We start from the raw sequence: 26713 nt of genomic DNA on the forward strand, positions 1-26713 counted from the left end.
TCTCCCGGATTTAACGCCAGTGATATACCCGTTGAGCGTCAGGCTGCACGCGCTTGCCTGAGCAAGCGTCCGCATATTCGTGCTGCTCGCCCGGCGGGCCAGCGCTCAATTTATTCAGGTACAGATCAAAATCAAGGGCGGGAGTATAAGCAACTGGCGTGCTTCAGAACAGTCTTTATTGCACGTAACGCCAGACTGACTTAGGAACCTGTCCAATATCGAACAGTTTACCGCCAGAAACCAGCTCGGCCCGGCGATGGTCAGCGGCGCGGTACATGTTAACAATCTCTTCGTTATCGGTCAGGGAGTAGTTAAGGTGGTCAAAAAGTTTTTCCAGACTTTCCAGCGAGCTGATTTTACGAAATTTTAATAAATAGTCCTGAACGGTCATTTGCGTATCCATTTTATAATCGGAATAAATATAAGCCTATCCCATCAGGCTATTCTGTTTGCCATTTTGGCTCAGGGCCGCGCTCGCATCCTCACGTACTGCGCGTACGCTGCGGTTGTTCCACGTTCCCGGCCTCCAAACTGGCGGCAACAATGACCCTTGGTGGGATAGCTTCTAAGTCGAATATTACCAGCTTTCAGTAAACCTGTTCTCAACCAGCGGCACCTTGTTAACGGGCCTGGGCGGAATTATTTCGGTTGTAAATACTAAAGACAAGAACTGATTACATTCCTGGTGTAGTAATAAGAAATTTAAGAATATTCTAGCGCTGAATCAGGCGCCGGACGGCGCCTGGAGGAGAAGATTAACGCTGTTGGCCGCGGGTGGCAATAACGTTTTGATACCAAAAATAGCTCTTTTTCCGTTTGCGGGCGAGCCCCTGCTGATGGTCGACAAAAACGAAGCCGTACTGCTTCTGATAGCCGTTCAGCCAGCTCAGCAGATCGATAAAGGACCAGGGATAATAGCCGCGCACGTCGGCCCCGGCGTCCAGCGCTTTTTCCAGCGCATCAATGTGGGCGCTGAGGTAGTCGATACGCGGATCGTCGACAATTTCGCCGTCAATAATCGGGTCTTTGGCTCCTAAACCGTTTTCGGTGATGTAAATCGGAATATCGCCGTAGCGCTCCTTAATCATCATAATGCCGTCCGTTAACCCCTGCGGCCAAATTTCCCAGCCCCATTCGGTATAGGTGCTTTGCGGATTACGGACGAAACAGAACAGGCCCTCTACGCCAGGCTCGCCGCCGCTTAATCCTTCCTGCGGATGGGCAGAAACGGTTTCGCGGCGATAGTAGTTGAGGCCGATAAAATCGCTGTGGTTTTCTCGCAGCAGCGCGTCATCTCCGGGGGCAAAGCGCGGGACGCCCCACAGCGCCTGGGTTTGTTGCAGCAGCTCTTCGGGATAGGTGCCTTTCAATACCGGGTCGTATAGCCAGTGGGTATGGATGGCGTCCGCCAGCTCGGTCGCCCGACGATCCTCATCGCTATCGGTGAGCGGCGTATGCGGCTGGAGAACGTTGACGAAACCAATTTCACCCTTAACGCCCATTTCACGAAACGCTTTAATCGCCATCGCGTGGGCCACAAAAACGTGGTGGCAGGCCTGAATTGCGCGGGCCGGGTCGCGGACCGCCGGCGGATGGCAGCCGTTAATGTAGCCATGTCCAATAAAAACGATGGTCTCGTTAAAGGTGGCCCACAGTTTGACCCGCGAACCGAAACGCGCGTAGCACAAGCGCGCGTATTCGGCGAAGGCCTCCGCCGTGCTGCGGGCTTCCCAGCCGCCTTCATCCTGCAGCGCCTGCGGCAGATCCCAGTGGTACAGCGTAATCATGGGCTCGATATTATGCGCCAGCAGTTCGTCGATCAGATCGCTATAAAACTGAATGCCGGCTTCATTTACCTCACCGCGGCCGCCGGGCAGCAGGCGCGGCCAGGAGATGGAAAAGCGGTAGCTCTGCAGGCCCATTTCGGCCATCAGCGCGACGTCTTCGCGAAAGCGGTGGTAGTGATCGACGGCAACGTCACCGTTAGTCTCCTGGAAAGTGGTGCCCGGCTGGTGAGAATAGATGTCCCAGATCGACGGTCCTTTCCCGTCGGCATCGTGGCCGCCCTCAACCTGATAGGCTGCGGTAGCGGCGCCCCATAGAAAATTTTGCGGAAATGCGGCCATCAGAAAGCTCCTTAGCAAATGATAAGGAGAGTGTAATGAAGGGCTATACGCACATGCAACCGGTTTCAGAAACCGGTTGCATACTTGCGAAGCGGGTCACTCTTTAGCGTTAACGCTATTTTGTTTGCACAACGTTAGCGGGAGGCGGGGATTGGTAGTTATCAATGTGATGAGCGATAACTAAAAGCAGGGCTGAAACGCCAAAAACAACCCAACCTATAAGCTCGACAATTCTGCTGAAAACGGCTGCCATAGTTCTGCTATTGAAAGTTAAAACAGAGGTAAATGTTACTAAATGAGGCGAACAACGCAAGTATTAGCTGGCGTTGTTTTGGTGATTGATGCAAGAGTGAGCGGTCGATAATGCATAAGTAAAGCTAATAAGACATTTGAGTCTTATAGTTATGGTGAATCCCCGAACTTTTCGTCAGAGAGGTTGCAAGATGAGTGACAATATTCGCGTCGCAATAATCGGCTACGGGTACGCCAGTAAAACGTTCCACGCGCCGCTGATCGGCGGTACGCCGGGAATGACGCTGGCCGCAGTGTCGAGTAGCGATGAAAGTAAGGTGCGGATCGATTGGCCGACGGTGCGCGTTGTCGCCGAACCCCACCAGCTGTTAGACGACCCCAACATCGACCTGATCGTGATCCCTACGCCGAACGATACCCATTTCCCGCTGGCGAAGGCCGCGCTGGACGCGGGCAAACATGTGGTGGTTGATAAACCCTTTACCGTGACACTGTCACAGGCACGGGAGCTTGATGCCATTGCCAGAAGCCGGGGGCAGCTGCTATCGGTGTTCCATAATCGCCGCTGGGACAGCGATTTTTTGACGGTCAAATCATTGATTAACGAAGGGCTGCTGGGCGAAGTCTGCTATTTCGAATCGCACTTCGACCGCTACCGTCCCCAGATACGCAACCGCTGGCGGGAACAGGGCGGGCCTGGAAGCGGGATCTGGTTTGATCTTGGACCTCATCTTCTCGATCAGGCAATCAACCTGTTCGGCCTGCCGGTCAGCATGACCGTCGATCTCGCCCAGCTGCGCCCGGGAGCGCAATCTACCGACTATTTCCATGCGGTGCTGGTTTACCCGCAGCGTCGGGTGATCCTGCACGCCACTCTGCTGGCAGCGGCGGAAACGGCGCGCTATATCGTGCACGGATCGCGGGGAAGCTATATCAAATATGGTCTGGATCCGCAGGAGGAGCGGCTAAAAAACGGCGAGCGCCTTCCGCAGGAAGACTGGGGATACGATATGCGCGACGGGACCCTGACGCGCGTAGACGGCGCGGATCGCAGCGAGGAGAGCTGGCTAACGCTGCCGGGCCACTATCCGGCGTACTACGCCGCCATCCGCGATGCGCTAAACGGAGAGGGCGAAAATCCGGTACCGGCGGGTCAGGCTATTCAGATTATGGAACTGATCGAGCTGGGGATTGAATCAGCAAAGCATCGGGCCACGCTGTGCCTGATTTGAGGGGAAACGCCCGGCAGGAGTTCCGCCGGGCAGGAACCTAGGCGCGCTGCACGCGCTGAATCAGCGCCGCTTTTTCCTGTGCGCTGAGGAAGGCGAGCTCCAGACCGTTGATTTGCGCCTGGCGAATTTGCTCCCGGCTCAGGCCCGCGGCCGGGGCGGCCACGTTGTATTCATGAATAATATCGATGCCCTGTACCGCCGGATCGTCGGTATTAATAGAGGCCAGCACGCCGTGTTCGAGGAACGTCTTTAACGGATGCTCGGCCAGAGATGCGACGGTGCTGGTCTGAATATTCGAGGTCAGGCAGGATTCAATACCGATACGCTGCGCGGCTAAAAAGTCCATCAGCGCCGGGTCCTGCACCGCTTTCACCCCGTGGCCGATACGCTCCGCGCCCAGCTCACGAATGGCCTGCCAGATGCTTTCCGGGCCAGCCGCTTCCCCTGCGTGAACGGTAATACGCCAGCCGGCGTCGCGGGCTTGCGTAAAGTGTTCCATAAACAGGGCCCCGGGGAAACCGAGTTCGTCACCGGCGAGGTCGAGAGCGGTAATGCCTTCGCGGTGGGCAAGCAGCGCGTCAAGCTCCTGCTGGCAGGCGGCCTCGCCGAAGGTTCGGCTCAGGATACCAATCAGCCGCGCCTCAACGTTAAAATCGCGGCTCCCGTCGCGCACGCCGGCAATCACCGCCTCAACCACGCCGTCAACCGGCAGCCGGTGGGTCATCGCCATATAGCGCGGGGAAAAGCGCAGCTCAACGTAGTGCAGGCCATTGCGTGCCGCGTCCTCGACGTTTTCATACGCCACGCGACGGCACGCTTCCAGCGAAGCGAGAACCTTTACACCCCAGTCAAGTTTGGCAAGGAAGCTTACCAGATCGGGTTCATTGCTGGTGACCTGGACATGTGGACGAAGGGCGTCGAGAGTGGTTGCCGGGAGCGCGATGTTAAACTGGCGGCCAAGATCGAGAATCGTTTGGGCCCGGATATTGCCGTCAAGATGGCGATGAATGTCGGTTAATGGCAAAGTTGAATCAATCATGGTCGCACTCATTTTTTAGTAAAAGTGCACATCATTATACATCAGGGTTATAACTGTTTAAAAGTATTGAAAAAAACCTGTCTATACAAGCATCTGGGGGCATAACGGCAACGCTTAGCTCAATTTAAGATCCAGCCAGGCTGCGGCCCGTCCCGCCGCGTTGACAGTCCGCTGCAGGATATGGTTGTATTATACAACTATGCTGTCAGGAGCGGTTGTTTATGAATAGCGAAATGCAGATCGTTGAAGAAATACGCGTGGCTTCTCGTCAGATGGTACGGGAGCTCGGATTCATGAACAGCACTCTGGCAGCGAGCGATTACTCCCCCTCCGTAGTCCACGCTTTGCTCGAAGTGCACGCGCAGGAGCTAATGACGGCGGCGCAGCTGGTGCAGGTTCTGGGTCTTGAGAAGTCCAGCGTTAGCCGCATGTTGGCAAAACTGGTTCGCGCCAATGAGCTGGAAGAAGTTCTGTCGGCTGAAGATGCCAGGGTCAAGTATCTGAGGTTGACGGTAAAAGGCAGGGATACGGTGGCGAAAATTAATAGCTATGGTAACGAACAGGTGCTTGCCGCGCTGAAAAAAATGCATCCCCACCAGCAGCAGACCGTGGCGCAAGGGCTTAAATATTACGCTAACGCCTTAGCCGCCTGTCGTGAAAACAGCGAGAACGTTACCCGGGATAGCTTTGACATTATCCCCGGCTATCATCCGGGAATGATTGGCCGCATCGCTGAAATGCACGGCAGCTACTATGCCAGAGAGCATCATTTCGGCATCTTCTTTGAATCCAGGGTTGCCGCTGGGCTGGCTGATTTTTCTGGCCGTCTGGATAGGGCATGCAATCAGATCTGGCTGGCCATGCTGAACGGGCGTATTGTTGGCTCGGTCGCGATTGACGGCGACGATCCTGGCAACGGTGAGGCGCATCTGCGCTGGTTTATACTCAATGATGGATGTCGTGGCAGCGGCGTGGGCAGAAAGCTGCTCGCCGAAGCGATGAAATTCTGCGCAGAGAGCGGCTTCAGTACCGTTCAGCTATGGACGTTTAATAAACTTACGGCCGCTCGTCGGCTATATGAATCGTTTGGCTTTAAGCTGGTAAAAGAGTGGCAGGGCGACCAGTGGGGAACCCTTGTCATGGAGCAGCAGTTTACCTGCACGCTGCGCTAAATGGTAACGGCTTCCCGGCGGTGACGGAAAATAATGCTTGCTATCGATGGTTATCTATGTGATCAATAGCAGGTCGGTTTGGTACACAGAACCAATAAAGCGGTTTAGTAAAGCAGTCCTCATCTCAAGCGTTATTCCTAAATAATCCTTTTTTCGAGCCTCCTTATCGTTATTAATTAATTTCTGTGATGCGAACTTTTTCGCCGCAAGGCTTTGAACATTGGGATAATACTTATGTCTGGTAAGATGATTGGTTTAGTAAAATGGTTTAACGAAGGTAAAGGTTTTGGCTTTATTTCTCCTGTAGACGGCAGCAAAGATGTTTTTGTGCATTTTTCTGCGCTGCAGGGCGATGGCTTTAAAACCCTGTTTGAAGGGCAGAAGGTCGAGTTTACTATCGAGAGCGGTGCTAAAGGCCCTGCTGCCGGTAATGTCGTTCTGCGCGATTAATTAATTTTGCGTTTTTATGAATCTGCGATAACGATGACGGTGTAATCCTGAGTAGTCAGATTGATAAAAAACGCGTGCGGTCATCGTGAAGTCGGTAGCGTCTACCGGCTTTAATACCTGCGGCAGGTTGGCTTTTGTCTGGAATTTCAGCAGGCTAAACGTCGTATGGGTGCTGTGGCATGAAGCGTTTTACGGGCTGATGCACTCTAAATCATTACCCCGAGCGACCATGCATCGAAGGAGTGACCGCCTCCTGAAGCAGTACATTGTGTAATTTTTTGTATTTCGTATGCCTGCGGGCAAATTAAAAACCAACAACATCCAAAATAATCGCTGATAAAGTAACATGGTTTTATCTGAAATGGTTTTCAGATTTAGCGTTAAGAAATAATGACAATGATGTCTTTGTTCTACCAACCATTCGAACAGTGATTTCCGCTGTCATTGAAGGTCAAGAAGAGCCTTCAGTTAAATATGGCTAAATGCCCCTGCGGTAGTGAATGTTGTAGCAAATAAAAGGCTAACATCATGACTGACCACATTCATTTCAGGTGCCCATGCTGCCATGGGTCACAGTACAGAACATCAAACTACGATGTATCTGAAAGCAATCCATTCGGTGCGAAGTGTATCTTTTGTAAATCCTCGATGATTACATTTGATAATATTGCCCACTATATTTCGGCAAAAGCAGCCGTATCTGGATTACGCAATTAAGCAGAAGGCCCCGGAAGGGGTCTTTTAATATCCGTGCGGCGGCGCTGGGTTTGTCCACAGCATCATGAAATCTGCTCGCGAGGCGTTAACGCCCGCGCATTTGATGCGCTTCTGCGCCATCCGTACATCAAGCCCCGGCCATCGCCGGGGCTTTGCTATTTTAGCGATCGGCGTAGGCTGCGCGTAGAGCGTGCGGGTCAACAGAGGCCTGGCGGCCGGGCTCATAGCAAAACGCTATTAATCATAGTGAATCAGTATTTAATTTCAGAGATGAGATTTTTTATAGTTCCTGGCGCTACTTTTCCTGCAATGACTGGCAGGCTATTTTAAAAAGGACCCTGGGACTATGGTATTCACTCTAAAAAAATTTGCTGTTTCGCTGGCCGTTGCCGGCTCGCTGCTCCTGACCGCCTGCGGACCCGCCGGACAGGACCCTAACCATATCAAGGTTGGGATCAGCGCCGGTATTGACCAGCAGGTGTGGTCGGTGGTGCAAAAGGTGGCGAAAGAGAAGTACAACCTCGACGTCGAAGTTGTGACCTTTAACGATTTCGTGCTGCCGAACGAGGCGCTCAATAACGGCGATCTGGACATTAACGCTTTTCAGCATAAGCCGTATCTGGATAAGCAGATTCAGGAGCGCGGCTACAAGCTGGTAGAGGTGGGTACCACCTTTGTTTACCCCATCGCCGCCTATTCAAAGCAGATTACCGCTATTGACCAGCTGCCGGACGGCGCGCAGGTTGCCGTACCGAACGATCCGACTAACCTTGGTCGCTCGCTGCTTCTGCTGCAAAAGCAGGGGCTGATTACCCTTAAAGAGGGCGTTGGTCTCCTGCCGACCGCGTTGGATATCGTCAACAATCCGAAGCACTTAAAAATTGTTGAGATTGAGGCTCCGCAGCTGACGCGGGCGCTGGACGATCGGCAAATATCTCTCGCGGTTATCAATACGACGTTTTCCAGCCAGATCGGACTATCGCCGAGCCGTAACGGGCTATTCGTCGAAGATAAGAACTCGCCGTACGTCAATATTTTTGCCAGCCGCGTCGATAATAAAGATAGCGATAAGGTAAAAAATTTGGTGAAAGCGTATCAGACCGATGAGGTGGCCGCGGCGGCGGCGGAACTGTATAAAGGCGATGCGGTTAAGGGCTGGTAATCTCTCTTTCGATATCAGGGCGAGGCCCTGATATCGAATATCGCCTATTTGTTCAGCATTTTATTGTAGACAAAAAAGTCCGTATCTCGCACAAAGCCGTTGCGCTCGTACAGCCCCTGCGCCGGGACGTTGTCGGTCGCGGTGCTGAGCATGATAAATGCGGAATCTGTTTCCGCAGCCAGCTGCTCGGCGCGCTCAATCAGCTTCTGCGCGACGCCATGTTTACGCGATTTGGCATCGACGAAGAGATCGTAAAGCAGCCAGATCCTTTTCATTTCTAATGAGCAGAACAGGGGATAGAGCTGCGCGAAGCCGACGGGCTGGCCGTCAATTTCCGCGAAAAAGATAACCGATTCATTAAGCTCTAAACGTTTGAGAATAAAGTCACGGGCCTGAGCCGGCTGCGCCTCAACCTGATAAAAATGACGATAGCCTAGATACAGCGGCAAAATTTTATCGACGTCCTGGGGCTGAGCTTGAAATATGTTCATTACGTACCTCACACTAAAAGTAAGATAATTGTATTACAACCAGGCTTCGGGTAAATACCTGAGGAACGCCTTCAGGCCGCTGTACGTCGAGGTTGCCGCGCGCGTGGCGTCTTATTTCCGTCCGTCCGCCGTGCGAATTGCCTGAGGGGCGGAAATAATGCGGGGGAATAACGATCGAAGTCATATCGTAGCCAAAAAATAGCCGCTTATTGTTCGACGTTGCTAATTTTCTGGCCGATCTGCCGGCCGGCGGCGGGGCGCCAGCCGGCCTTTTGGCTGATCTATTTCTGAATCAGGTAGCGGATTGTGGGCCCGTCCTGCTGAATATCCAGAACGGTATAGCCGTAGTTTTTTGCATCGTGCGGAATGTTGTTGATCGACTGCGGGCAATCGCTGACCACTTCGAGAATTTCCCCTTTCTTTAACGACGGCATCGCTTCAAGCGTCGCGACGGCAGGATAGGGGCAGGGCTCGCCGACCATATCGAGGCGGTAATCAGGAACGATAGTTTTCATGCGGTTTCCTTAGCGCCGGCAAGGGCAGCGGATTTTTGACGGAAAAAGCGTTTCTCCCAGGCAATGACCAGCATCAGGGCGATAAACAGCAGGAGATAGGTTACCAGCAGGCCGCCGAAAGGACCGAAGGTGCTCAGCAGATTGACCTTATCCCAGCTGGTGGCCAGCGCCGGCGACAGGTCGTCCCAGAAGTAGGCCAGAATGGTTGAGCCGATAACGTTGCCCAGGCCGACCCACCAGTAGTGAACCTGGCCTTCAACGGCGCGATACATCCAGCCGGTTTCACAGCCTCCGGCGAGAACAATCCCAAAACCGAACAGCAGACCGCCGATGACCGCATTAGGGCCGGCCCACATAATTTTCGGCTCCATCCCGAGCTGCACGTAGCTAAAGATGCCTATTGCGCTGGCGGCCATACCGAAAATAATGGCTTTGGCCATATAGGTCCGGCCGGTTATCCACATATCGCGAAACGCCGAGGTAAAGCAGATCTGCGCCCGTTCGATCAGCAGGCCGAAACCGACGCCAAACAGCATGGCCAGGCCCAGCTTCGGCCGGTCGACCGCGGTCAGCAGTCCCCAGGCAATCATGGCGAAAAAGACCAGCATCCCGAGACGAAAACGGCGCCGTGCCTGCTGAGGTTTTTGGGTTAACGGCGAGGCCGCGGAGACTTTCTGCATCTTCACCGCGATACGAAAAACCGGCAGCAGGGTAAAGCGGGCGCCAAACCAGGTCCCAATCGCGGTGGCGATGGCGAAAAACCAGGCGTGCAGCGAGAACTGTGGGATCCCGGTGAAAAATGCCGCCAGGTTACAGCCCATCGCCAGGCGGGCGCCAAATCCGGCAATAATACCGCCAGCGACGGCCTGGATAATGCGGATTCGGCTACGCGGCATACGCAGCTTAACGTTATTAGCCCAGAGCGCGGCGGCAAAACAGCCGCCAAACATGCCAATAATCATCATTCCATCAATGCGGGTTAACGGCGTCCCGTCGAGGTGAATGAGCTTATAGTAGCCCCACTGCTCGCTATGTACGCCGGCAAGCTGCAGTAATTGCCCGCCCCAGCGGGTAAATTCGCCGGTAACGGCCCAAAAGGTGCCGGTAATACCAAAGTAGTAAGTAGAAAGAATACCTGCGGCAATAACCGCCGGGGCGGGAGCCCAGAATTTAATCAGGTAGGTTTGTTTAAATTGTTGCCATGTCATAGAGCTGCCTCTGAACTCAGAAGGTAAATCACCCCTGGCGGGGTTTAAGGGGAGGGAATAATACGCTGACCGGCATGACAAAACGCTCGACGGGATCAAAAGGAATATTTTTCCTGCGCGGAATTAGCGCCCGGTTGATAAAGCGAATATGTCAGCCAGGTTACTGTTTTATGAACAAATCATTAACCTTGCCAAGGTGGATAAAATAGCGAAAGATGACCGCGTTCGGGCCTGAATACTGCTCAATGAGATCCTGAGGGATATATGAGTCAAGACGTTACGTTAAAAATGTTAAAGCCCGATTTTGATATGGAAGTGTCCGGGTTGGTTTATGGCTATCTGTTCCGCGAAGGCAATGCGCCGCGGCAAATATCCTCGAATGAGGTCTGCGCCCAATATCATGAGCTGGTCGGAGGAAATGATTTCGTCTGGCTGCATCTCAACCTGAATCATGCCACTGCCGAAAAATGGCTGATGGCGCATTTTCCCGTCGATGACTTCTTCTTTGAGGAAATTCGCGATGGTTCCCACACTACGCGCATCGAACGTCAGGGCGATAACCTGTTTGCCGTCCTCAACGATGTGCTGTTTAACCCCAAAGAGACCACCTCTGAAACATCAACGCTGTGGCTGTATTGCAGCCAGAAGCTGGTGGTGACGGCGCGCTATAAACCGCTGCGCTTTATTGAATGGATGCTGCCGCGGCTGGCAACGCTAAAGGTGAACTCCTCTACCGAGCTGCTGGCCTTTTTGCTGGAAGAGCAGGAAGAGGTGCTGGAACAGGTCGTCAGGCAGGCAAGCCGCCACGTCGATGCTATTGAGGAGCGCCTGTTAAGTAACCACGTTCAGCGCAACCGTGCCGATCTGGCGCGCCTGCGGCGCATGCTGCTGCGCTTTCAGCGCCTGCTGGCGCCGGAACCGGCGGCGATGTTCCGTCTGCTGAATCGGCCCCCGGCATGGATCGACCGCGCGGTAGTTCAGGAGTTTCGCCAGTTCACGGAGGAGTTTACGGTGGTGCTGAATGATTTGTCCGGCCTGATTGAGCGTATTAGCCTGCTCCAGGAAGAGATTAGCGCCAGGCAAATGGAGCAAAGCAACCGCACGCTGTATACCCTGACGGTGATTACCGTCCTGGCGCTGCCGATTAACATTGTGGCCGGTTTCTTCGGCATGAACGTCGGCGGGATCCCGCTGTCGACCAACCATCATGGCTTCATTTTACTGGTGCTCATTGTCGGCGTCTTTACGATCGGCGCCGGCTATCTGGCCTTTCGGCGGCGGGACGATCTTTAGGCGCCAGCTATGATTTTCGGTAGAAGACCGCGGCGCCAGCTTGCGCTACCTTATTGAGAGGAATTATCAATAAGGAGTTATGGGATGACGAGACTAAGCGCAATGCTGGCTCCGGGCCTGCTGCTGTTGCTGCTGTCGGGCTGCGCCTCCGACGGCGTAAAAAAACCGTTACCGCAGCCGAAGCCGCTGAAAAGGAGCCAGCCTGCCTATCCGATCGTGGCTCGCGCCAACCATCTGACGGGCTACGTTCAGGTTGTCTATGATGTCAACGCGCAGGGCAAAGTTGCGGAGCTGCGGATTATGGATTCACAGCCCCGTTATCTGTTTGACGAGGCGGTGGTGAGGGCGATGGTGCAGTGGGAGTTTGAGAAGAATAAACCGTACAAGGATCTGGAGATGCGCTTTAACTTCCGCCTCGCGCAGCTCAACCCGCCCGGCCAGTGAAAGCGCGTCGATGAGCGTTACGCAGCGGCCCCGCGTAACGCCTCGCGAAGTCCTACGTCAGCGAACGCAGGGCGGCAATCAGCCCCTGAACCCCTCTCTCAAGCTTTACCCGCGGACACCCGGCGTTGAGGCGCACAAACCCCGCGCCTTCTTCGCCGTAGGTCGAGCCCGGCATGATGGCAATCTTTTGCTCGTGGATTAACGCGTGCTGCAGGGCGCTATCGTCAACCTTGAGCGCCCGCAGGTCAATCCACGCAAGATAGGTCGCTTCCGGCGGACGCCAGTTCAGCTGCGGGAAAGCCTGATTCAGCTCCCGGGCGATATAGCGCAGGTTTTCCTGCAGATAGTCCCGCAGGGCGTCCAGCCAGCCGGCGCCTTCGCGATAGGCGGCAATATGGGCAACCAGCGCCGGTACGCTGGGTGAGGAGAGGCCATCTCGTGATTTCAGCGCGCTGAGGTAGCCATCGCGGGCGGCTGCGTCGTCAATCAGGCCATAGGCGCCGGTTAGCGCCGGAATATTGAAGCTTTTCGACGCGGAGGTGAACAGCGCCCACGGGCTGCGGGCGACGTCGCACCACGGCGTATGTCGGTGGTTTTCCCACGCCATATCCATATGAATCTCATCGCTGATAACCTTGACGCCGTGCTTTTCGCACAGCCGGGCCATCGTTGCCAGCTCATCGCGGCTCCAGACCTTTCCGGTCGGATTATGCGGGCTGCAGAGCAGCAGGATTTTATTGCGCGGCTCGGCCAGCGCCCGCTCCAGCTGAGCCATATCGCTGCGCCACTGGCTATCGCGAACGACGAGCGGAACCGGAACCAGCCGCCGCTGGTTGCCGGCAATGGTCTTATAGAAAGCATCGTAGGCCGGGGTATGTACCACGACGCCGTCGCCCGCATCGGACCACTGGCGAATGGTTTCCGCCACCATGTAAATCACCGATGGCCCGTAGACGATAGTATCGCGATCGATGGGGCTCTGAAATCGACTGGAGAACCAGTGGCTAACGGCGCCGAGAAACTCATCGTTTTTCCAGCGGCTGTAGCCCAGCACGCCGTGGGCCAGACGCTGGCTGATGGCATCAAGAATGCAGGGCGCGGCGGCAAAATCCATGTCGGAGATGGTGAAGGGCAGCAGCTCGGCGGTGCCGAAGCGGTCGGCGACGTAATCCCACTGCGTACACCAGGTACCGTGGCGATCGACGGGCGTTGAGAAATCAAACATCGGAACTCCCTTTATCTGAACCCCCTCCGGGCGGGAGGGGGCGCGGCGTTTATGCCTGGACGGTATTCATCAGCACGCTCATCTCATCCTTCACCGACTGCACCTGCGGCCCAATGACCACCTGCAGATTATGCTGGTTGAGCTGAACGACGCCAATGGCGCGGTTGGCCTTCAGCGCGGCGGCGTCGACTTTGCTCATGTCGCTTACCGACAGACGCAGGCGGGTAATGCAGTTATCCAGCGAGGTGATGTTTTCTGCGCCGCCCAGCGCGGCAAGGATCGCCGGCACATTATAGCCGGACTTCCCGACGCTACCGGCCGTGGCTTTCTCAAACGCGGCGCTATTTTCGCTATCGCGGCCCGGCGTTTTGAGGTTAAAGCGGGTGATGGCGAAGCGGAAGATGCCGTAGTACACCGCGAACCAGATGGCGGCGACGACCGGAACCAGATACCACTTCGTAGAGAGACCGTGCAGGATGCCAAAGACCACGAAATCAATGACGTTGCCGTCGGTATTGCCGATGGTCACTCCGAGCACCGCCATGATGGTGAACCCGAGGCCGGTCAGCAGCGCGTGGATGAGGTACAGCGCCGGGGCGACGAACAGGAACAGGAATTCCAGCGGCTCCGTAGTGCCGCCAATGACGCAGGCGATCACGCCGGAGATCAGCAGGCCCTTAATTTTGTGACGATTTTCCGGGCGGGCGCAGTGGTACATGGCCAGCGCCGCGCCCGGCAGGCCGCCGAGGAACGCCGGCATTTTGCCCTGGGAGAGGAAGCGGGTGGCGCTTTCTGAGAAACCGTGGGTTTCCGGACAGCTGAGCTGCGCCTGGAAGATGGTCAGCGCGCCGCTGACGCTGTGGCCGCAAACGTCCATGGTACCGCCCGCTTCGGTAAAGCGGATCAGCGCCACCAGAATATGCTGCAGGCCGAAGGGCAGCAGCAGGCGTTCGCCGGTGCCGAAAATCATCGGGCCGAAGTTGCCCGCGCTGTTAATGACGCTGCCCAGCGCGTTGATACCCATCGCAAAGATCGGCCAGACCAGCGGGATTGCGAGGCCGACCAGCCCCATAACCACGGTAGTCGCAATTGGCACAAAGCGGGTGCCGCCGAAGAAGGCGAGCGCATCCGGCAGGCGGATGTTATGAAAACGCTCATGCAGCATCCAGATAATAATCCCGGCGATGACCGCGCCGAGGATCCCGGTATCGATCGACTGAATGCCGATAACGTTCTGGATATTGTTGGCTTTAAGGATGGCCGCGTCGGTGGTCGGCAGAATGCCTTTCGCCGTCAGCCAGAAGTTGACCGCGAGATTCATCACCGCATAGCCGACAAAACCGGCAAAGGCGGCGACGCCTTTATTTTCGCGGGCCAGACCAAGAGGAATGGCAATACAGAACATCACCGGCAGGAAGCTGAAGGCGAAAGAGCCGATCTTGCTCATCCACACGAACACCGCCTGCAGCAGCGGGGTATTCAGCCACGGCTGCAGGGTGAGGACATCATGGCTACTTAAGGAACTGCCGATCCCCAGCATGATCCCGCAGAATGAGAGCAGGGCCACGGGTAACATAAAGGTTTTCCCTAACTGCTGGAAAAATTCCCACAACGTAATTTTTGGAGTTGTTTTCGCCGTCATAACACGAATCCTGCTGCTTAGGTTATTGGTAGGATGTAACGTCACGGAAAGATAAAACGTTTTACCACTTTTTAGTGCGATAAAAATCACATAATCAAGCGATAATAACGTTTATAAAGGTCACTCATTGATAAAACGTTTTATCGACAGCCACAGGGAGTCGGTTGCAGGCATGGCTATCGCAAGAAAAATCACCATCAACGACGTTGCCCAGGCTGCGGGCGTCTCGGTCAGCACGGTTTCGCTGGTGCTGAGCGGCAAAGGACGCATCTCGTCAGCCACCGGCGAACGCGTCAATCAGGCCATCGAGCATCTGGGTTTTGTCCGCAACCGCCAGGCGGCATCGCTGCGCGGCGGGCAGAGCGACGTAATAGGCCTGATCGTCAGCGACCTCTCGAAGCCTTTCTACGCGGAGCTAACCGCCGGGCTGACGGATGCCCTCGAATCCGCAGGTAAGATGGTCTTCCTCACTCAAGGGGGACATCGGGGCGAAAAAATGCTCCAGCGTTTTGAAACTCTGGTTTCACAGGGGGTCGATGGGGTGATTATCGCCGGCGCTATCGATCGGGGCGGCGAGCTACGCGACCGGGCGGCGGAGGTCGGAATGCCGCTGGTGTTTGCCTCCCGGGCCAGCTACCTCGAGGATATTGATTTAATCCGCCCGGATAATATGCAGGCCGCGCAGATGATCACCGAGCATCTGATCCGCCGCGGACATCAGCGTATCGCCTGGCTGGGCGGGCAAAGCTCGTCCTTAACCCGCGCTGAGCGGGTGGGCGGCTACTGCGCGACGCTGCTGAAGTATGGTCTGCCGTTTCACAGCGAATGGGTGCTGGAGTGCGAATCGAGCCAGAAGCTGGCGGCGGAGGCGATGGCCTCGCTGTTGCGGCAAAATCCGACCATCACCGCGGTGCTGTGCTACAACAGCGTCATTGCCACCGGCGCGTGGTTTGGCCTGATGCGGGCAGGGCGCCAGAGCGGTGAAGACAGCGTTGAAAGCTATTTTGAGCAGCGGGTGGCGCTGGCGGCGTTTGCCGAAGTGCCGGAGGCCGCGCTGGATGACGTGCCCTTAACCTGGGTGACCACGCCGGCGAGAGAGATGGGCAAAAGCCTGGCCGGGTGCATTTTGCGTCGTCTTGAAAAGGGGCCGGAATCAGCGCGCAACCAAATCATGCCGCCGCGGCTGGTGACCAGAAAATAGCCCTCCGAAGAGGGCTATTTCGCATCTTACTGCTGAGGTGTGACCGGCGGGACCAGCTCTTCCGGCTCCGCGCTCTGCGGGGCGGGCTCCGGCGCCGCGGGAACCGACAGGCCGAACATACCGGCGAACTCATCCAGCGGCATTTTCTGCCCGTTCAGGGTCACCTGGCCGTCGGCATACTGCAGGCTGGAGGTGATGGCGTTATTTTCCATGGCGGTGATGCGGAACATCTGCCCCATTGCCGCCAGGCCTTTGACCTGCTGGTCCGCCAGCTTCGCCGCGTCAGCCGGCTGATAGCCTTCCAGACCCGCAATCTGCGTCATAAATTCGGTCGCCATGTCTAGCGGAACGACCAGCTTGCCATCAAGAGACTTCACGCTGCGGTCAATCTCGTCAGCCAGGGTTTGCGCCGGAGCGGTCACCACGGTCGAATCTTTCAGCAAAATTGACAGATTAAAGGTACTTTCGCCCTTCGCATTGCGCCAGCTCAGCGGGGCGATGGTCAGGGACGGGTTGCCTTTCAGCAGCACCGGCAGCGCCTTAAAGAAGGTCTCGGTCATCGCCTGCTGGTAAAGCTCCGGATTCTGGGTCAGCTCCGGCTTCGCCATCAGCGCCTGCGCTTCGCTATTGTACTGCTGGCTGAACTGGTGCCACGCCTGGCCGTCGAGATTATCCAGCTTCACGGTCAGCCTGCCGCTACCCAGATCCTTGTTTTGCAGCTTAAGGCTGTTAACGGTGTAATCGAGCTGGCTGTTGATGCCTTTGCCATCTTCCGTCAGCGTAGATTTCCCGTCGATGTTCATCCCTTCCAGCAGGGCCAGCTCTTTGCCTTCTACGCCAATCGACAGTTTCTCCAGCGAAACTTTTTGCTTGCCGATGCGCTCGTTAAAGCTGGTCATCTCGGTTGTGCCGTCGGTTTTCAGATTGCTGAAGTTCAGCTGCACTTTCTGGTTGTACTCGTTGACCGCGTTGATCTGGCCGCTGCCCGCTTCGCCGGTCAGCGCAATGGCCTTGCCGTCGCGATCGGCATTCAGCTGGAACTGGCCGCCGCTAAAGGTGACTTTTTCGTCGCCTTTACTGTAATCCAGGGGCTTCAGGTCGATAGCCGACCGGCTGTCGCCGCTATAGGCGATCAGGGTATCGATGGTAAACGGCGTACTGCCCTTAGCGATATCAAACAGCGCCTTGCTGGCTTCATTATTGACCAGCGTTGTTTTGACCGACGCCATCGATGGGCCAAACTGGCCGCTTTTCAGCGCCGCCAGCGGAAACGGCCCGTGGCTGACGACTTCGTCAAAAACCAGGGGCTGCCCGGCAGCGAGCCAGCTGCTCTCTTTACCCGCGGCTGGCTTCACAACCAGCTGCAGGTGGCTGCTGAACAGACCGCGCTGATAGTTCTGCCAGCCCAGCTCAAGCCCGGCTTCCGGGGCGCTGTTTTGTAGCTGAGCATTGGCCTGCTGAACCACCTCGGCGATCCGGCTTTCCAGCTGCTTGCCCGTATACCAGGAGCCTCCGGTCCAGACCACGCCCAGGGCCACGATAATTCCTGCTGCGACCAGCGATTTCTTCATAGTATTTGTCCATAAATAAAACCAGGCGCAATAAGACGCCTGGCGATGCTGTCATGATGGGTGAAAGTCTAGCAAGAGCGGCTAAAAAGTTCAGTAACTTACTGGAGCTTATTGAAGACGCGCGCCAGGCGGCCGGTGCCGCTCACCTGTACCGGCGATTCGTCGCAGGCAATAAACGCCGACTCGCCGGGCTTCAGGGTCAGGCGCTGCTCGTCTTTGCGAATTACCGCTTCGCCTTCGACGCAGAAAACAATCGCGGCGCTCTGCTGGGCGATGGTGGACCCTTGCGCCGACAGCGCGTGCAGGGAGAAGGCAAAGTCATCAACCGGGATCGGGAAGTCCAGCTCGGCGCCGTGCTGCTCCGGCTGCGTCAACAGCTCGGCTGCCGGTTTGGCTACGAACTTAACGTTGGCGACCAGCTCCGGAATATCGATGTATTTCGGCGTCAGGCCGGCGCGCAGCACGTTATCCGAGTTGGCCATCACTTCCAGGGCGACGCCCTGCAGGTAGGCGTGCGGAGTTTCAGCAAACAGGAACATGGCATCGCCGGGGTTCAGCTTCACCACGTTGAGCAGCAGGGGAGAGAACAGGCCGCTATCGTCCGGATAGAATTCGGCGATCAGGCGAATCGTCTGCCAGGGTTCGCCCTGCTCGGCGTCGAGCGCTGACTGCAGTACGCTCAACGCGTGAGATTTTTCATCGCCCTGCATATTCAGCAGGCTGGCAAACAGCTGGCTTAAACGTTCAGCATTCGGGCTGCTGAGGAAGTCGCCGATGGCCGGGTGGGCGTCGGCAACCGGCTGCAGGAGCGTGACGATTTCCGCAAACTCGCGGAAGGCGTTCATGGCGAGGAACGGCGTCAGGGCAAATACCAGCTCCGGCTTGTGGTTTGGATCCTTGTAGTTGCGCTCTGCGGCATCAAGTGGGATCCCGGCGGCATTCTCTTTGGCAAAGCCGATTTCAGAGGCCTGCTTATTCGGATGCACCTGAATAGACAGCGGCTGGTCGGCGCACAGCACTTTGAACAGGAACGGCAGCTCGCCGAAGCGTTCGGCCACTTTGCTGCCGAGCAGGCGGGCTTTGTCGCCATCGATAATCTCGCGCAAAGAGCGCGGGGTACCGCTGGCATCGAGGATCTGTGAGCTACTTTTCGGGTGCGCGCCCATCCACAGCTCTGCCATCGGCAGATTGTTGGGGTTAGCGATCCCATAAAGTTCGGTTAATGCGGTGTGACTTCCCCAGGCATAGTTCTGTACTGAGTTAATGAGCTTCTGCATTCTCAATCCCTGTTTCCACTTGATAGTCATCGCTCTATTAAACCAGTAAACGCCTGAGAAGCAACTGCTGAAAGAAAAAGTCGACCTTGTCTCAGTTTTTGTTAAAAAATTGTGTAAAATCGATCGACTCGCTTTTCTACAGGCAAATGGAGTGTCTGCCTGAAATATAATCAGCCAAGCAGTAAGTGAGAGCACAATGTCGAATAAACCGTTTGTTTATCAGGATCCTTTTCCCCTCAAAAAGGATGACACCGAGTATTATCTCCTCAGCAGTGATTACGTCTCCGTTACCGAATTCGCCGGTCAGGAAGTCCTTAAAGTTGAACCCCAGGCGCTAACCCTGCTGGCCCAGCACGCGTTCCACGACGCCTCCTTTATGCTGCGCCCGGCGCATCAGCAGCAGGTGGCCGATATCCTTAGCGACCCGGAAGCCAGCGAAAACGACAAATACGTCGCCCTGCAGTTCCTGCGTAACTCCGATATCGCCGCCAAGGGCATTCTGCCGACCTGCCAGGACACCGGCACCGCCATTATTACGGGTAAAAAGGGCCAGCGGGTGTGGACCGGCGGCGACGACGAAGCGGCGCTGTCGCAGGGCGTTTACAATACCTATATTCAGGACAACCTGCGCTATTCGCAGAACGCCGCGCTGGATATGTATAAAGAGGTCAACACCGGCACCAACCTGCCGGCGCAGATTGACCTCTACGCCACCGACGGCGACGAGTATAAATTCCTCTGTATCGCCAAGGGCGGCGGTTCGGCCAACAAAACCTATCTCTATCAGGAAACCAAGGCGCTGATTACCCCGGCGAAGCTGAAGGACTACCTCGTCGAGAAGATGCGTACCCTCGGTACCGCCGCCTGTCCGCCGTACCACATTGCTTTTGTTATCGGTGGAACCTCTGCGGAATCGACGCTGAAAACCGTTAAGCTGGCCTCCACCCACTATTACGACGGCCTGCCAACGGAGGGCAATGCGCACGGCCAGGCGTTCCGCGACGTGCAGCTCGAGCAGGAGCTGCTGCTGGCCGCGCAGGATCTCGGCCTCGGCGCGCAGTTTGGCGGCAAGTACTTTGCCCACGACATCCGCGTTGTGCGCCTGCCGCGCCACGGCGCCTCCTGCCCGGTCGGGATGGGGGTTTCCTGCTCCGCCGACCGCAACATCAAGGCGAAGATCGACCGTCACGGGATCTGGCTGGAGAAGCTGGAAAGCAATCCGGGCCAATATATTCCGCAAGCGCTGCGTCAGGCGGGCGAAGGTGAGGCGGTGAAGGTCAACCTCAACCAGCCGATGAGCGAGATTCTGGCGCTCCTGTCGCAGTATCCGGTGTCGACGCGCCTGTCGCTGAGCGGCACGATTATCGTCGCCCGCGATATCGCCCACGCGAAGCTCAAGGAGCTGCTGGATAACGGTGAAGCGCTGCCGCAGTACGTGAAAGATCACCCGATCTACTACGCCGGTCCGGCGAAAACTCCGGAAGGTTATGCGTCAGGTTCGCTGGGGCCGACCACCGCCGGACGGATGGACTCCTACGTCGATCAGCTGCAGTCGCACGGCGCGAGCATGGTGATGCTGGCGAAAGGCAACCGCAGCCAGCAGGTGACCGACGCCTGCCACAAGCACGGCGGCTTCTATCTCGGCAGCATCGGCGGGCCGGCGGCGGTGCTGGCGCAGCAGAGTATTAAGAGCCTTGAGTGCGTGGCTTATCCGGAGCTGGGAATGGAGGCTATCTGGAAAATCGAGGTGGAAGACTTCCCGGCGTTTATTCTGGTGGATGATAAAGGCAACGACTTCTTCCAGCAGATCCAGACCTCGCAGTGCGCGAGCTGCGTGAAATAATCGCCCCGATCGTCGGGTGAGCGCCTGCCGGCGAATCCACCGGCAGGTATTTTTAACACGCCGCCGCTGCGCTCTGCGGGGCGGTTATTTGTGTCGCTTAGCGGCACGAACGACTAAAACTAATTATAAATCTGACCAATACTTAACGCTTTTAAGCCAGTGGGCTTTGTCGAAATTACGTACTTTTTATTCAAGGAGACAGTAATGACAACGCATCGCAGTGAAAAAGACTCTATGGGCGCGATTGAGGTTCCTGCCGACAGGCTATGGGGCGCGCAAACCCAGCGTTCGCTGGAGCATTTCCGTATCTCAACGGAAAAAATGCCGGGCGAACTTATCTACGCCCTGGCGTTGACCAAGCGCGCGGCGGCGAAGGTGAATCAGGATTTAGGCCTGCTGGCCGGCGAAAAAGCGCAGGCCATCGTCGAGGCCGCCGATGAAGTGCTGGCGGGAAAGCATAGCGCAGAATTTCCGCTGGCTATCTGGCAAACCGGCTCCGGTACCCAAAGCAATATGAATATGAATGAGGTGCTGGCAAACCGGGCCAGCGAGCTGCTGGGCGGCGTGCGGGGCATGGAGCGCAAGGTGCATCCGAACGATGACGTCAACAAGAGCCAAAGCTCCAATGACGTCTTCCCGACGGCGATGCACGTGGCGGCCATTATCGCGCTGCGGGAGACGCTCATTCCCCAGCTTAAGGTGCTGAAAAAAACGCTTAGCGACAAATCCGCCGCGTTCAGCGATATCGTTAAAATCGGCCGCACGCACCTGCAGGACGCCACGCCGCTGACCCTGGGGCAGGAGTTCTCCGGCTGGGTCGCCATGCTCGAACATAACCTCCGCCACCTTGAGCTGAGCCTGCCGCATCTGAGCGAGCTGGCGCTGGGCGGTACGGCGGTGGGAACCGGACTGAACACCCACCCCGAATACGCGGTGCGGGTCGCGGCAGAGCTGGCGGAGAGTAGCGGCCAGCCGTTTGTTACCGCGCCGAACAAGTTTGAGGCGCTGGCGACCTGCGACGCGCTGGTCCATGCCCACGGCGCTCTGAAGGGGCTGGCGGCGTCGCTGATGAAGATTGCTAACGACGTGCGCTGGCTGGCCTCGGGCCCGCGCTGCGGTATCGGCGAAATTGCGATTCCCGAGAATGAGCCGGGTTCATCGATCATGCCGGGCAAGGTCAACCCGACGCAGTGCGAAGCGCTGACCATGCTGTGCTGTCAGGTGATGGGTAACGACGTGGCGCTGAATATCGGCGGTGCTTCCGGTAACTTTGAGCTCAACGTCTATCGCCCGATGGTGATCCATAACTTCCTGCAGTCGGTGCGGCTGCTGGCCGACGGCATGGAGAGTTTCAACGAACACTGCGCGGTCGGGATCGAGCCTAATCGGGAACGAATCAACCAGCTGCTCAACGAGTCTCTGATGCTGGTGACGGCGCTGAATACCCATATCGGCTATGACAAAGCGGCGGAAATTGCCAAAAAAGCGCATAAAGAGGGGCTGACGCTGAAAGCCTCGGCGCTGGCGCTCGGCTACCTGACGGAGGCCGAGTTCGACAGCTGGGTGCGCCCGGAAGAGATGGTCGGCAGCATGGCTACTCGCTAGCCAGCCACAGGTGCAGGCGCGGGATCAGTAATCTGAGCGACTGCGCCTGGGGTTTATAGCGATACTGGACATTGTCGGCATCGTAATTCAGTAACTCGCCAATATCCGGCACGCTGACCCCCTGAGTGCCGGATATCAGCGTAATGAGCGGCCCAGGGCAGGCGTACTGCACCTGTTTTTGCTCGCCGGCGTACCAGACGCGAGCGATAGGCTGGACTTTGACCGGTCGCTTAATCTTCAGCTTCGCCCGCTGCGGCAGGGCGGCGATATCCTGATATTCCCGTTCCAGCTTGCTCTGCCACTGCTCGCGCGTCCACGGCGGCACCGCGCGCGGCGACTGCAGGCTTTTTTCCAGCTGCATTAGCACCTCATCGCGGGTTAAATTCTTAATCACGTGCTTATTAGCCCAGCCAAAGCGGATGCTGCTGGGATCGAACAGCGGCGTCAGCGTGCGGTAGGCGCTAAGGGTGATTAATCCCGGCAGATGACGATGCACCCACTCAAAGCGGGCCGCGGCGGGGAGGGCGGAGTCGACGGTAATGATTTTTTCGAAGGTGGCCTTTAGCGCGTTGATGCTGGCGATTTTTTGCCGCAGGTCGGCCTGCTCCTCGGCGCTGGTTTGCAGGCAGATCGTCCCGGGAAGGCGCACCGCCGCCTTGCTGCTGCGGCTTTCCGATTGCTGCTGGATAAACAGATGGCCGTAGTGCCTGAGGGCCATCTCCAGCGCCGTTTTACCGATATGCTGCACGACCTGAATCGTCTCAAGCGGGTCGTGTTCGGCATCTTTGCTCACCGCCGGTAGCTCAAATACCCGCGCGGCAAGCAGGCGACAGCGGCTTAGCGCCAGCTTCAGCTCCTGCAGCTCCCGCTCAAGCTGGCGAAAGGTGCCATTGAGTCGTTCAACGAGGTCGTAATTTGCCATCTGCGCCACCTTAGTTACAACATACTAATCGATTTTTAACTATACGCAGGCCGCAGCGCCTGCGCAAGGGGGGTCAGCCAGAGGTAAAATTCGGCAGCTGGTGGTAAATCGGCCAGCTAAAGCTGAAGCTGGCGCCCCCCAGCGGACTGGTGCGGCAGCTCACCTCGCCGGACATCGCCTGGGCGATGCTGTGGACGATAGCCAGGCCGAGCCCACAGCCGCCGGTCGCCCGATCGCGGCTAGGGTCAAGCCGGACAAACGGCTCAAACACCCGTTCGCGCTCGGCAGGGTCGATGCCCGGGCCGTCGTCATTGACCTGGAGAGTCGCCCGCGATCCCGCGAGCGTCAGGCTCACCTGAATCTGCTGATTACTGTAGCGAAGCGCGTTATTGACCAGATTGTCGAGCACGCGCTCCATCAGGCGCATATCCAGCGCGCCGTAGTCGCCGGCGACCACCTCGTGAAGCGTCACCTCGCGCTGCGGGTTAACCATCTGAACGTCTTCCACGTGGGCCTTAATCCAGGCCGGGAAGTCAGGGGTGGTCAGGCTCAGCTCATTTTGCGGCCGGTCAAGGCGGGCGTAGGTTAAAAGCTCTTCGATAAGGGCTTCCAGCTGTCCGATATCGCGGTTTAAGGCCTGTGATTCCGCGGTGGTCAGATTTTCACTCATCTCAAGGCGGTAGCGCAGGCGCACCAGCGGCGTGCGCAGCTCGTGCGCAATGCCGTCGATCAGCTGCTTTTTACTGGCGATCAGGGCGTTGATATTATCGGCCATCTGGTTAAAGGCCACGCCCAGCCGCTCAAAGCTGGACATGCTATCGAAATGAATGCGCTCGCTAAAATGTCCCTCGCCGAAACGCTGGGCGGCGGTCTCAAGGCGCAGCATATCCTGCCAGTGCGGGCGCATCCAGACGAAGACCGGGAACGCCAGCGAAATGGCGATAAAGGCCATCAGCGCGACGTCCAGCAGGCGCATCTCATGCAAAAAATAGAGATAGGGGACCGGGCCTACCGACAACACGTAGTGGCTGCGCGGAATGCGCTGAATAAAGGTGTATTGATCGTCCAGGGCGACGATATCGCCGGCGCGCAGATGCTGCATCGAACTCTCCGCCAGCTTGAATTTGCTCAGCGGTTCAATATGCAGATCAAACGACAGGTTGAGATCCAGCTCTTTGAGCGTTTTGCTCCAGTCACGCGGCGGAATTTCCCGCAATTCGCTGCGCATCAGGTACAGCGAGCTTTTCATCAGATCGTCCAGCGACTGGCGGCCCGCGCGCTCGGCGGTAAATTTATACACCAGACCGACCAGCATGGTCATGACCAGAAAACAGACGAACAGCAGGAGGTAAAACTGCACAAACAGCTTTTTCATAGCCGGACCCGTTAATTAATTGTCCCAGGCATGGGGAGCAAACAGATAGCCTTTGTTGCGTACCGTTTTGATACGGTAGGGTTCCGTTGCGCTATCGAGAAGCTTTTTACGCAGGCGTGAAATGGCCACATCGACGCTGCGGTCCATACCATCGTAGCTGACGCCGCGCAGGTTTTTCAGCAGCGCATCGCGATCCATAATTTGTCCCGCATGGGTCGCAAGCTCCCACAGCAGTTCGAAATCCGCCGTAGAGAGCGCGACGCTGTCGCCGGCGAGCAGCACCTGACGGTTCACCGGGTCGATGGAGAGTGAGCCAAAGGCGATGGTTTTATGTGGCGTCAGCGAGGCGGGCGCCGGGGTGAGCGGAACGGCAACGTGCTGGCGCAAATGCAGGCGCAGCCGCGCCAGCAGCACGGCGGGCGGGGTGGTTTTGAGGATGTAATCACTCGCCCCCATCTCAAGCGACAAAATATGGTTCATATCGCTGTCAAGGGAGGTCAGCAGCACGATCGGACCCTGCCACTGCCCGCGCAGGTCGCGGCAAATCGTCATTCCGTCCTTGCCCGGCAGCATGATATCTAATAACACCAGATCGGGTTTTTCCCGGGCAATAACCTCTTCCGCCCGGTCACCGCGTGGTTCAACCACCACGTCCATATCATGCTTACCCAGATAGGCGGCAATCAGTGCGCCAACTTCCGGATCATCCTCAACAAACACGATCTTATTCATATTTTATATGTATATGTAAAAGGTTAAACATACACCGCCAGCAAATTGCCTGCCATTACTCTTTTATAAACAAATGTTCTTCCGCTATGCTGGCGTAACTTGTTGTTTAAATGTTAAGGCAAAAGGCATGGGGCTGTTGATTAAAGCGCTGCTCGGGGCGCTGGTGGTTGTACTGATTGGCGTACTTTCCAAAACCAAAAATTATTATATTGCCGGGCTCATTCCGCTATTTCCGACATTCGCCCTGATCGCTCACTATATTGTCGCCAGCGAGCGCGGTATTGAAGCCCTGCGTACGACTATCGTATTTGGGATGTGGTCAATCATTCCCTATTTTATCTACCTGCTGTCGCTGTGGTACTTCACCGCAACGATGCGCCTGCCGTACGCGCTGGCGGGCGCCGTTGTTTGCTGGAGCCTGTGTGCCTGGCTGCTGATCCTCGGCTGGAGCCGGTTCCACTAGCGCAGGTGGCGGCCGCCGTCGACGGCGAAGGAGCGGCCGGTAACAAAATGGCTGCTAAACAAATAGTCGAGTAATTCGATGATTTCCGTTTCGCCCGCCGCTATTTTCATCAGCGATTTATCCAGCGCCTGCAGGCGATACTCGGCGTCGTCGCCGTCATTAAACATAATGAGCGACGGGGCGATGGCGTTGACCTTTATTTCCGGCGCCAGCTTGCGGGCAAAGGAGCGGGTCATATTATCCAACGCCGCTTTACTGGCGGCATAGGCGATGTGCTTATCGCTGCCGCGCTCAACCACGTAGTCCGTAATATGAATAATATCGCTGCCCGCGTGACCGTGGCCGCGCAGCAGCGCTTCCAGCGCGTGATTGAGCAGATAGGGCGCATTGACGTGAATTTGCATCATGCTGGCGAGCACCGTGCTGAGAGGCGTCCCCGGCTTTTCCGCCATCCAGCCGCTGGCATTGTGGATAACGGCGCGCAGGCCTTGGCCGGCGTGGGATTTCACCGCCTCGGCGAAGGTTAAAATCCCATCGTCGGTGCTAAAATCCGCCTCCAGACAAACGGCGCCTGCCGCGCGCAGCGCGTCAATAGCCGGATAGTGGGTACGATAGCTGACGATAACGGACTGCTGCCGCTGAAGAAAATGGTGTGCCAGAGCGAGGCCGATTCGGCGGCCTCCTCCTGTTATAAGGACCGGGCGGGGCTGTAGTTCAGCCATGGGTATCTCCTTTGAGTTCCGCGGCAGGGCAACC

Annotated in this window: 26 protein-coding genes; 11 read left to right on the plus strand and 15 right to left on the minus strand. The window is 56.6% G+C overall.

Features of this window, described 5'->3' with window-relative positions; translation table 11 throughout:
- Window positions 1-175 precede the first annotated feature (175 nt).
- The 3 genes from ydgT to blr all read right to left on the minus strand — a co-directional run bounded on the left by ydgT (window position 176) and on the right by blr (window position 2379).
- Complete coding sequence (gene ydgT, locus GO007_RS20345) at window positions 176-391, minus strand: transcription modulator YdgT (protein WP_041147653.1); 216 nt, start codon at window positions 389-391, stop codon at window positions 176-178.
- A gap of 364 nt (window positions 392-755) precedes the next feature.
- The gene (locus tag GO007_RS20350; RefSeq protein WP_095103132.1) at window positions 756-2126 is read right to left on the minus strand and encodes a GH1 family beta-glucosidase; all 1371 of its coding nucleotides are present in this window, start codon (window positions 2124-2126) and stop codon (window positions 756-758) included.
- Between the two features lie 115 nt (window positions 2127-2241).
- Window positions 2242-2379, minus strand: coding sequence for a division septum protein Blr (gene blr / locus GO007_RS20355; protein WP_072051871.1), 138 nt, complete (start codon window positions 2377-2379; stop codon window positions 2242-2244).
- 190 nt (window positions 2380-2569) lie between these two features.
- On the opposite strand from blr, the gene GO007_RS20360 reads away from it, so the two are divergent.
- Window positions 2570-3610 (plus strand): oxidoreductase, encoded by a 1041-nt coding sequence (locus tag GO007_RS20360; protein WP_095103134.1) that lies wholly within the window; start codon window positions 2570-2572, stop codon window positions 3608-3610.
- Between the two features lie 37 nt (window positions 3611-3647).
- Here the strand turns inward: GO007_RS20360 and add are convergent, their stop codons facing one another.
- Window positions 3648-4649: an adenosine deaminase gene (gene add, locus GO007_RS20365; protein WP_095103136.1), complete on the minus strand. Its 1002-nt coding sequence runs from the start codon at window positions 4647-4649 to the stop codon at window positions 3648-3650.
- 221 nt (window positions 4650-4870) lie between these two features.
- Here add and GO007_RS20370 point away from each other — a divergent pair, with 221 nt between their 5' ends.
- From GO007_RS20370 to metQ, 4 genes are all read left to right on the plus strand, one after another.
- The gene (locus GO007_RS20370) at window positions 4871-5821 is read left to right on the plus strand and encodes a bifunctional helix-turn-helix transcriptional regulator/GNAT family N-acetyltransferase (RefSeq protein ID WP_095103138.1); all 951 of its coding nucleotides are present in this window, start codon (window positions 4871-4873) and stop codon (window positions 5819-5821) included.
- A 234-nt stretch (window positions 5822-6055) separates the two neighbouring features.
- The gene (gene cspA / locus GO007_RS20375; protein ID WP_041145816.1) at window positions 6056-6271 is read left to right on the plus strand and encodes an RNA chaperone/antiterminator CspA; all 216 of its coding nucleotides are present in this window, start codon (window positions 6056-6058) and stop codon (window positions 6269-6271) included.
- Between the two features lie 528 nt (window positions 6272-6799).
- A complete protein-coding gene (gene ymcF, locus GO007_RS20380; RefSeq protein WP_095103140.1) occupies window positions 6800-6988 on the plus strand; it encodes a cold shock small protein YmcF in 189 nt (62 codons plus the stop codon).
- A gap of 346 nt (window positions 6989-7334) precedes the next feature.
- Entirely contained in the window at window positions 7335-8150 is an 816-nt protein-coding gene (gene metQ / locus GO007_RS20385; protein WP_095103142.1) for a methionine ABC transporter substrate-binding lipoprotein MetQ, read from the plus strand.
- Window positions 8151-8194: 44 nt separating this feature from the next.
- Here the strand turns inward: metQ and GO007_RS20390 are convergent, their stop codons facing one another.
- The 3 genes from GO007_RS20390 to yedE all read right to left on the minus strand — a co-directional run bounded on the left by GO007_RS20390 (window position 8195) and on the right by yedE (window position 10364).
- Window positions 8195-8641 carry a GNAT family N-acetyltransferase gene (locus tag GO007_RS20390; protein ID WP_095103144.1) on the minus strand — a complete coding sequence of 149 codons (447 nt, stop codon included), beginning with the start codon at window positions 8639-8641 and terminating at the stop codon, window positions 8195-8197.
- Between the two features lie 281 nt (window positions 8642-8922).
- On the minus strand, window positions 8923-9156 hold the full coding sequence (gene yedF, locus GO007_RS20395) for a sulfurtransferase-like selenium metabolism protein YedF (RefSeq protein ID WP_041145813.1): 234 nt from the start codon (window positions 9154-9156) through the stop codon (window positions 8923-8925).
- Complete coding sequence (gene yedE, locus GO007_RS20400) at window positions 9153-10364, minus strand: selenium metabolism membrane protein YedE/FdhT (protein WP_095103146.1); 1212 nt, start codon at window positions 10362-10364, stop codon at window positions 9153-9155. The genes yedF and yedE overlap by 4 nt, the downstream gene beginning before the upstream one ends.
- Window positions 10365-10628: 264 nt before the next feature.
- On the opposite strand from yedE, the gene GO007_RS20405 reads away from it, so the two are divergent.
- On the plus strand, window positions 10629-11657 hold the full coding sequence (locus GO007_RS20405; protein ID WP_095103148.1) for a CorA family divalent cation transporter: 1029 nt from the start codon (window positions 10629-10631) through the stop codon (window positions 11655-11657).
- A gap of 84 nt (window positions 11658-11741) precedes the next feature.
- Window positions 11742-12101, plus strand: coding sequence for a TonB family protein (locus tag GO007_RS20410; protein WP_095103150.1), 360 nt, complete (start codon window positions 11742-11744; stop codon window positions 12099-12101).
- 52 nt (window positions 12102-12153) lie between these two features.
- Here GO007_RS20410 and GO007_RS20415 read toward each other — a convergent pair whose 3' ends face one another.
- Entirely contained in the window at window positions 12154-13326 is a 1173-nt protein-coding gene (locus tag GO007_RS20415; protein ID WP_095103152.1) for a MalY/PatB family protein, read from the minus strand.
- A gap of 49 nt (window positions 13327-13375) precedes the next feature.
- The gene (gene malX, locus GO007_RS20420; protein WP_095103154.1) at window positions 13376-14968 is read right to left on the minus strand and encodes a maltose/glucose-specific PTS transporter subunit IIBC; all 1593 of its coding nucleotides are present in this window, start codon (window positions 14966-14968) and stop codon (window positions 13376-13378) included.
- A 172-nt stretch (window positions 14969-15140) separates the two neighbouring features.
- Between malX and GO007_RS20425 the strand changes: the two genes are divergently transcribed.
- Window positions 15141-16169, plus strand: coding sequence for a Mal regulon transcriptional regulator MalI (locus GO007_RS20425; RefSeq protein ID WP_095103156.1), 1029 nt, complete (start codon window positions 15141-15143; stop codon window positions 16167-16169).
- Between the two features lie 26 nt (window positions 16170-16195).
- On the opposite strand, the gene GO007_RS20430 is transcribed toward GO007_RS20425, so the two are convergent.
- Both GO007_RS20430 and manA read right to left on the minus strand, forming a co-directional pair.
- Window positions 16196-17740: a YdgA family protein gene (locus tag GO007_RS20430; protein WP_095103158.1), complete on the minus strand. Its 1545-nt coding sequence runs from the start codon at window positions 17738-17740 to the stop codon at window positions 16196-16198.
- A gap of 98 nt (window positions 17741-17838) precedes the next feature.
- Complete coding sequence (gene manA / locus GO007_RS20435) at window positions 17839-19017, minus strand: mannose-6-phosphate isomerase (RefSeq protein ID WP_095103160.1); 1179 nt, start codon at window positions 19015-19017, stop codon at window positions 17839-17841.
- A gap of 196 nt (window positions 19018-19213) precedes the next feature.
- Between manA and fumA the strand changes: the two genes are divergently transcribed.
- Window positions 19214-20860 carry a class I fumarate hydratase FumA gene (gene fumA, locus GO007_RS20440; protein WP_095103162.1) on the plus strand — a complete coding sequence of 549 codons (1647 nt, stop codon included), beginning with the start codon at window positions 19214-19216 and terminating at the stop codon, window positions 20858-20860.
- Between the two features lie 204 nt (window positions 20861-21064).
- Window positions 21065-22465, plus strand: coding sequence for a class II fumarate hydratase (gene fumC / locus GO007_RS20445; RefSeq protein WP_095103164.1), 1401 nt, complete (start codon window positions 21065-21067; stop codon window positions 22463-22465).
- Here fumC and tus read toward each other — a convergent pair.
- From tus to rstA, 3 genes are all read right to left on the minus strand, one after another.
- Window positions 22455-23387: a DNA replication terminus site-binding protein gene (gene tus / locus GO007_RS20450; RefSeq protein ID WP_095103166.1), complete on the minus strand. Its 933-nt coding sequence runs from the start codon at window positions 23385-23387 to the stop codon at window positions 22455-22457. The genes fumC and tus overlap by 11 nt on opposite strands.
- A 73-nt stretch (window positions 23388-23460) precedes the next feature.
- The gene (rstB, locus tag GO007_RS20455) at window positions 23461-24762 is read right to left on the minus strand and encodes a two-component system sensor histidine kinase RstB (protein ID WP_095103168.1); all 1302 of its coding nucleotides are present in this window, start codon (window positions 24760-24762) and stop codon (window positions 23461-23463) included.
- Window positions 24763-24777: 15 nt separating this feature from the next.
- A complete protein-coding gene (gene rstA / locus GO007_RS20460) occupies window positions 24778-25494 on the minus strand; it encodes a two-component system response regulator RstA (protein WP_095103170.1) in 717 nt (238 codons plus the stop codon).
- 127 nt (window positions 25495-25621) lie between these two features.
- Between rstA and GO007_RS20465 the strand changes: the two genes are divergently transcribed.
- Window positions 25622-25957 (plus strand): GlpM family protein, encoded by a 336-nt coding sequence (locus GO007_RS20465; RefSeq protein ID WP_045858494.1) that lies wholly within the window; start codon window positions 25622-25624, stop codon window positions 25955-25957.
- Here GO007_RS20465 and folM read toward each other — a convergent pair.
- Window positions 25954-26679, minus strand: coding sequence for a dihydromonapterin reductase (gene folM, locus GO007_RS20470; RefSeq protein ID WP_095103172.1), 726 nt, complete (start codon window positions 26677-26679; stop codon window positions 25954-25956). The genes GO007_RS20465 and folM overlap by 4 nt on opposite strands.
- Window positions 26680-26713: the final 34 nt, after the last annotated feature.

The organism is Klebsiella sp. 10-1 (genome assembly GCF_009758445.1).
GTDB classification, from domain to species: domain Bacteria; phylum Pseudomonadota; class Gammaproteobacteria; order Enterobacterales; family Enterobacteriaceae; genus Klebsiella; species Klebsiella scottii.

Bases quoted from the DNA above. Each gene is read 5' to 3' on its own strand.
- add (WP_095103136.1), bottom strand. From the start codon at position 4,649: ATGATTGATTCAACTTTGCCATTAACCGACATTCATCGCCATCTTGAC.
- rstB (WP_095103168.1), bottom strand. From the start codon at position 24,762: ATGAAAAAGCTGTTTGTGCAGTTTTACCTCCTGCTGTTCGTCTGTTTT.
- GO007_RS20415 (WP_095103152.1), bottom strand. From the start codon at position 13,326: ATGTTTGATTTCTCAACGCCCGTCGATCGCCACGGTACCTGGTGTACG.
- GO007_RS20410 (WP_095103150.1), top strand. From the start codon at position 11,742: ATGACGAGACTAAGCGCAATGCTGGCTCCGGGCCTGCTGCTGTTGCTG.
- malX (WP_095103154.1), bottom strand. From the start codon at position 14,968: ATGACGGCGAAAACAACTCCAAAAATTACGTTGTGGGAATTTTTCCAG.
- ymcF (WP_095103140.1), top strand. From the start codon at position 6,800: ATGACTGACCACATTCATTTCAGGTGCCCATGCTGCCATGGGTCACAG.
- rstA (WP_095103170.1), bottom strand. From the start codon at position 25,494: ATGAATAAGATCGTGTTTGTTGAGGATGATCCGGAAGTTGGCGCACTG.
- tus (WP_095103166.1), bottom strand. From the start codon at position 23,387: ATGGCAAATTACGACCTCGTTGAACGACTCAATGGCACCTTTCGCCAG.
- metQ (WP_095103142.1), top strand. From the start codon at position 7,335: ATGGTATTCACTCTAAAAAAATTTGCTGTTTCGCTGGCCGTTGCCGGC.
- GO007_RS20350 (WP_095103132.1), bottom strand. From the start codon at position 2,126: ATGGCCGCATTTCCGCAAAATTTTCTATGGGGCGCCGCTACCGCAGCC.
- cspA (WP_041145816.1), top strand. From the start codon at position 6,056: ATGTCTGGTAAGATGATTGGTTTAGTAAAATGGTTTAACGAAGGTAAA.
- ydgT (WP_041147653.1), bottom strand. From the start codon at position 391: ATGACCGTTCAGGACTATTTATTAAAATTTCGTAAAATCAGCTCGCTG.
- GO007_RS20425 (WP_095103156.1), top strand. From the start codon at position 15,141: ATGGCTATCGCAAGAAAAATCACCATCAACGACGTTGCCCAGGCTGCG.
- yedE (WP_095103146.1), bottom strand. From the start codon at position 10,364: ATGACATGGCAACAATTTAAACAAACCTACCTGATTAAATTCTGGGCT.
- folM (WP_095103172.1), bottom strand. From the start codon at position 26,679: ATGGCTGAACTACAGCCCCGCCCGGTCCTTATAACAGGAGGAGGCCGC.
- GO007_RS20370 (WP_095103138.1), top strand. From the start codon at position 4,871: ATGAATAGCGAAATGCAGATCGTTGAAGAAATACGCGTGGCTTCTCGT.
- GO007_RS20390 (WP_095103144.1), bottom strand. From the start codon at position 8,641: ATGAACATATTTCAAGCTCAGCCCCAGGACGTCGATAAAATTTTGCCG.
- fumC (WP_095103164.1), top strand. From the start codon at position 21,065: ATGACAACGCATCGCAGTGAAAAAGACTCTATGGGCGCGATTGAGGTT.
- manA (WP_095103160.1), bottom strand. From the start codon at position 19,017: ATGCAGAAGCTCATTAACTCAGTACAGAACTATGCCTGGGGAAGTCAC.
- GO007_RS20465 (WP_045858494.1), top strand. From the start codon at position 25,622: ATGGGGCTGTTGATTAAAGCGCTGCTCGGGGCGCTGGTGGTTGTACTG.
- yedF (WP_041145813.1), bottom strand. From the start codon at position 9,156: ATGAAAACTATCGTTCCTGATTACCGCCTCGATATGGTCGGCGAGCCC.
- blr (WP_072051871.1), bottom strand. From the start codon at position 2,379: ATGGCAGCCGTTTTCAGCAGAATTGTCGAGCTTATAGGTTGGGTTGTT.
- GO007_RS20360 (WP_095103134.1), top strand. From the start codon at position 2,570: ATGAGTGACAATATTCGCGTCGCAATAATCGGCTACGGGTACGCCAGT.
- GO007_RS20405 (WP_095103148.1), top strand. From the start codon at position 10,629: ATGAGTCAAGACGTTACGTTAAAAATGTTAAAGCCCGATTTTGATATG.
- GO007_RS20430 (WP_095103158.1), bottom strand. From the start codon at position 17,740: ATGAAGAAATCGCTGGTCGCAGCAGGAATTATCGTGGCCCTGGGCGTG.
- fumA (WP_095103162.1), top strand. From the start codon at position 19,214: ATGTCGAATAAACCGTTTGTTTATCAGGATCCTTTTCCCCTCAAAAAG.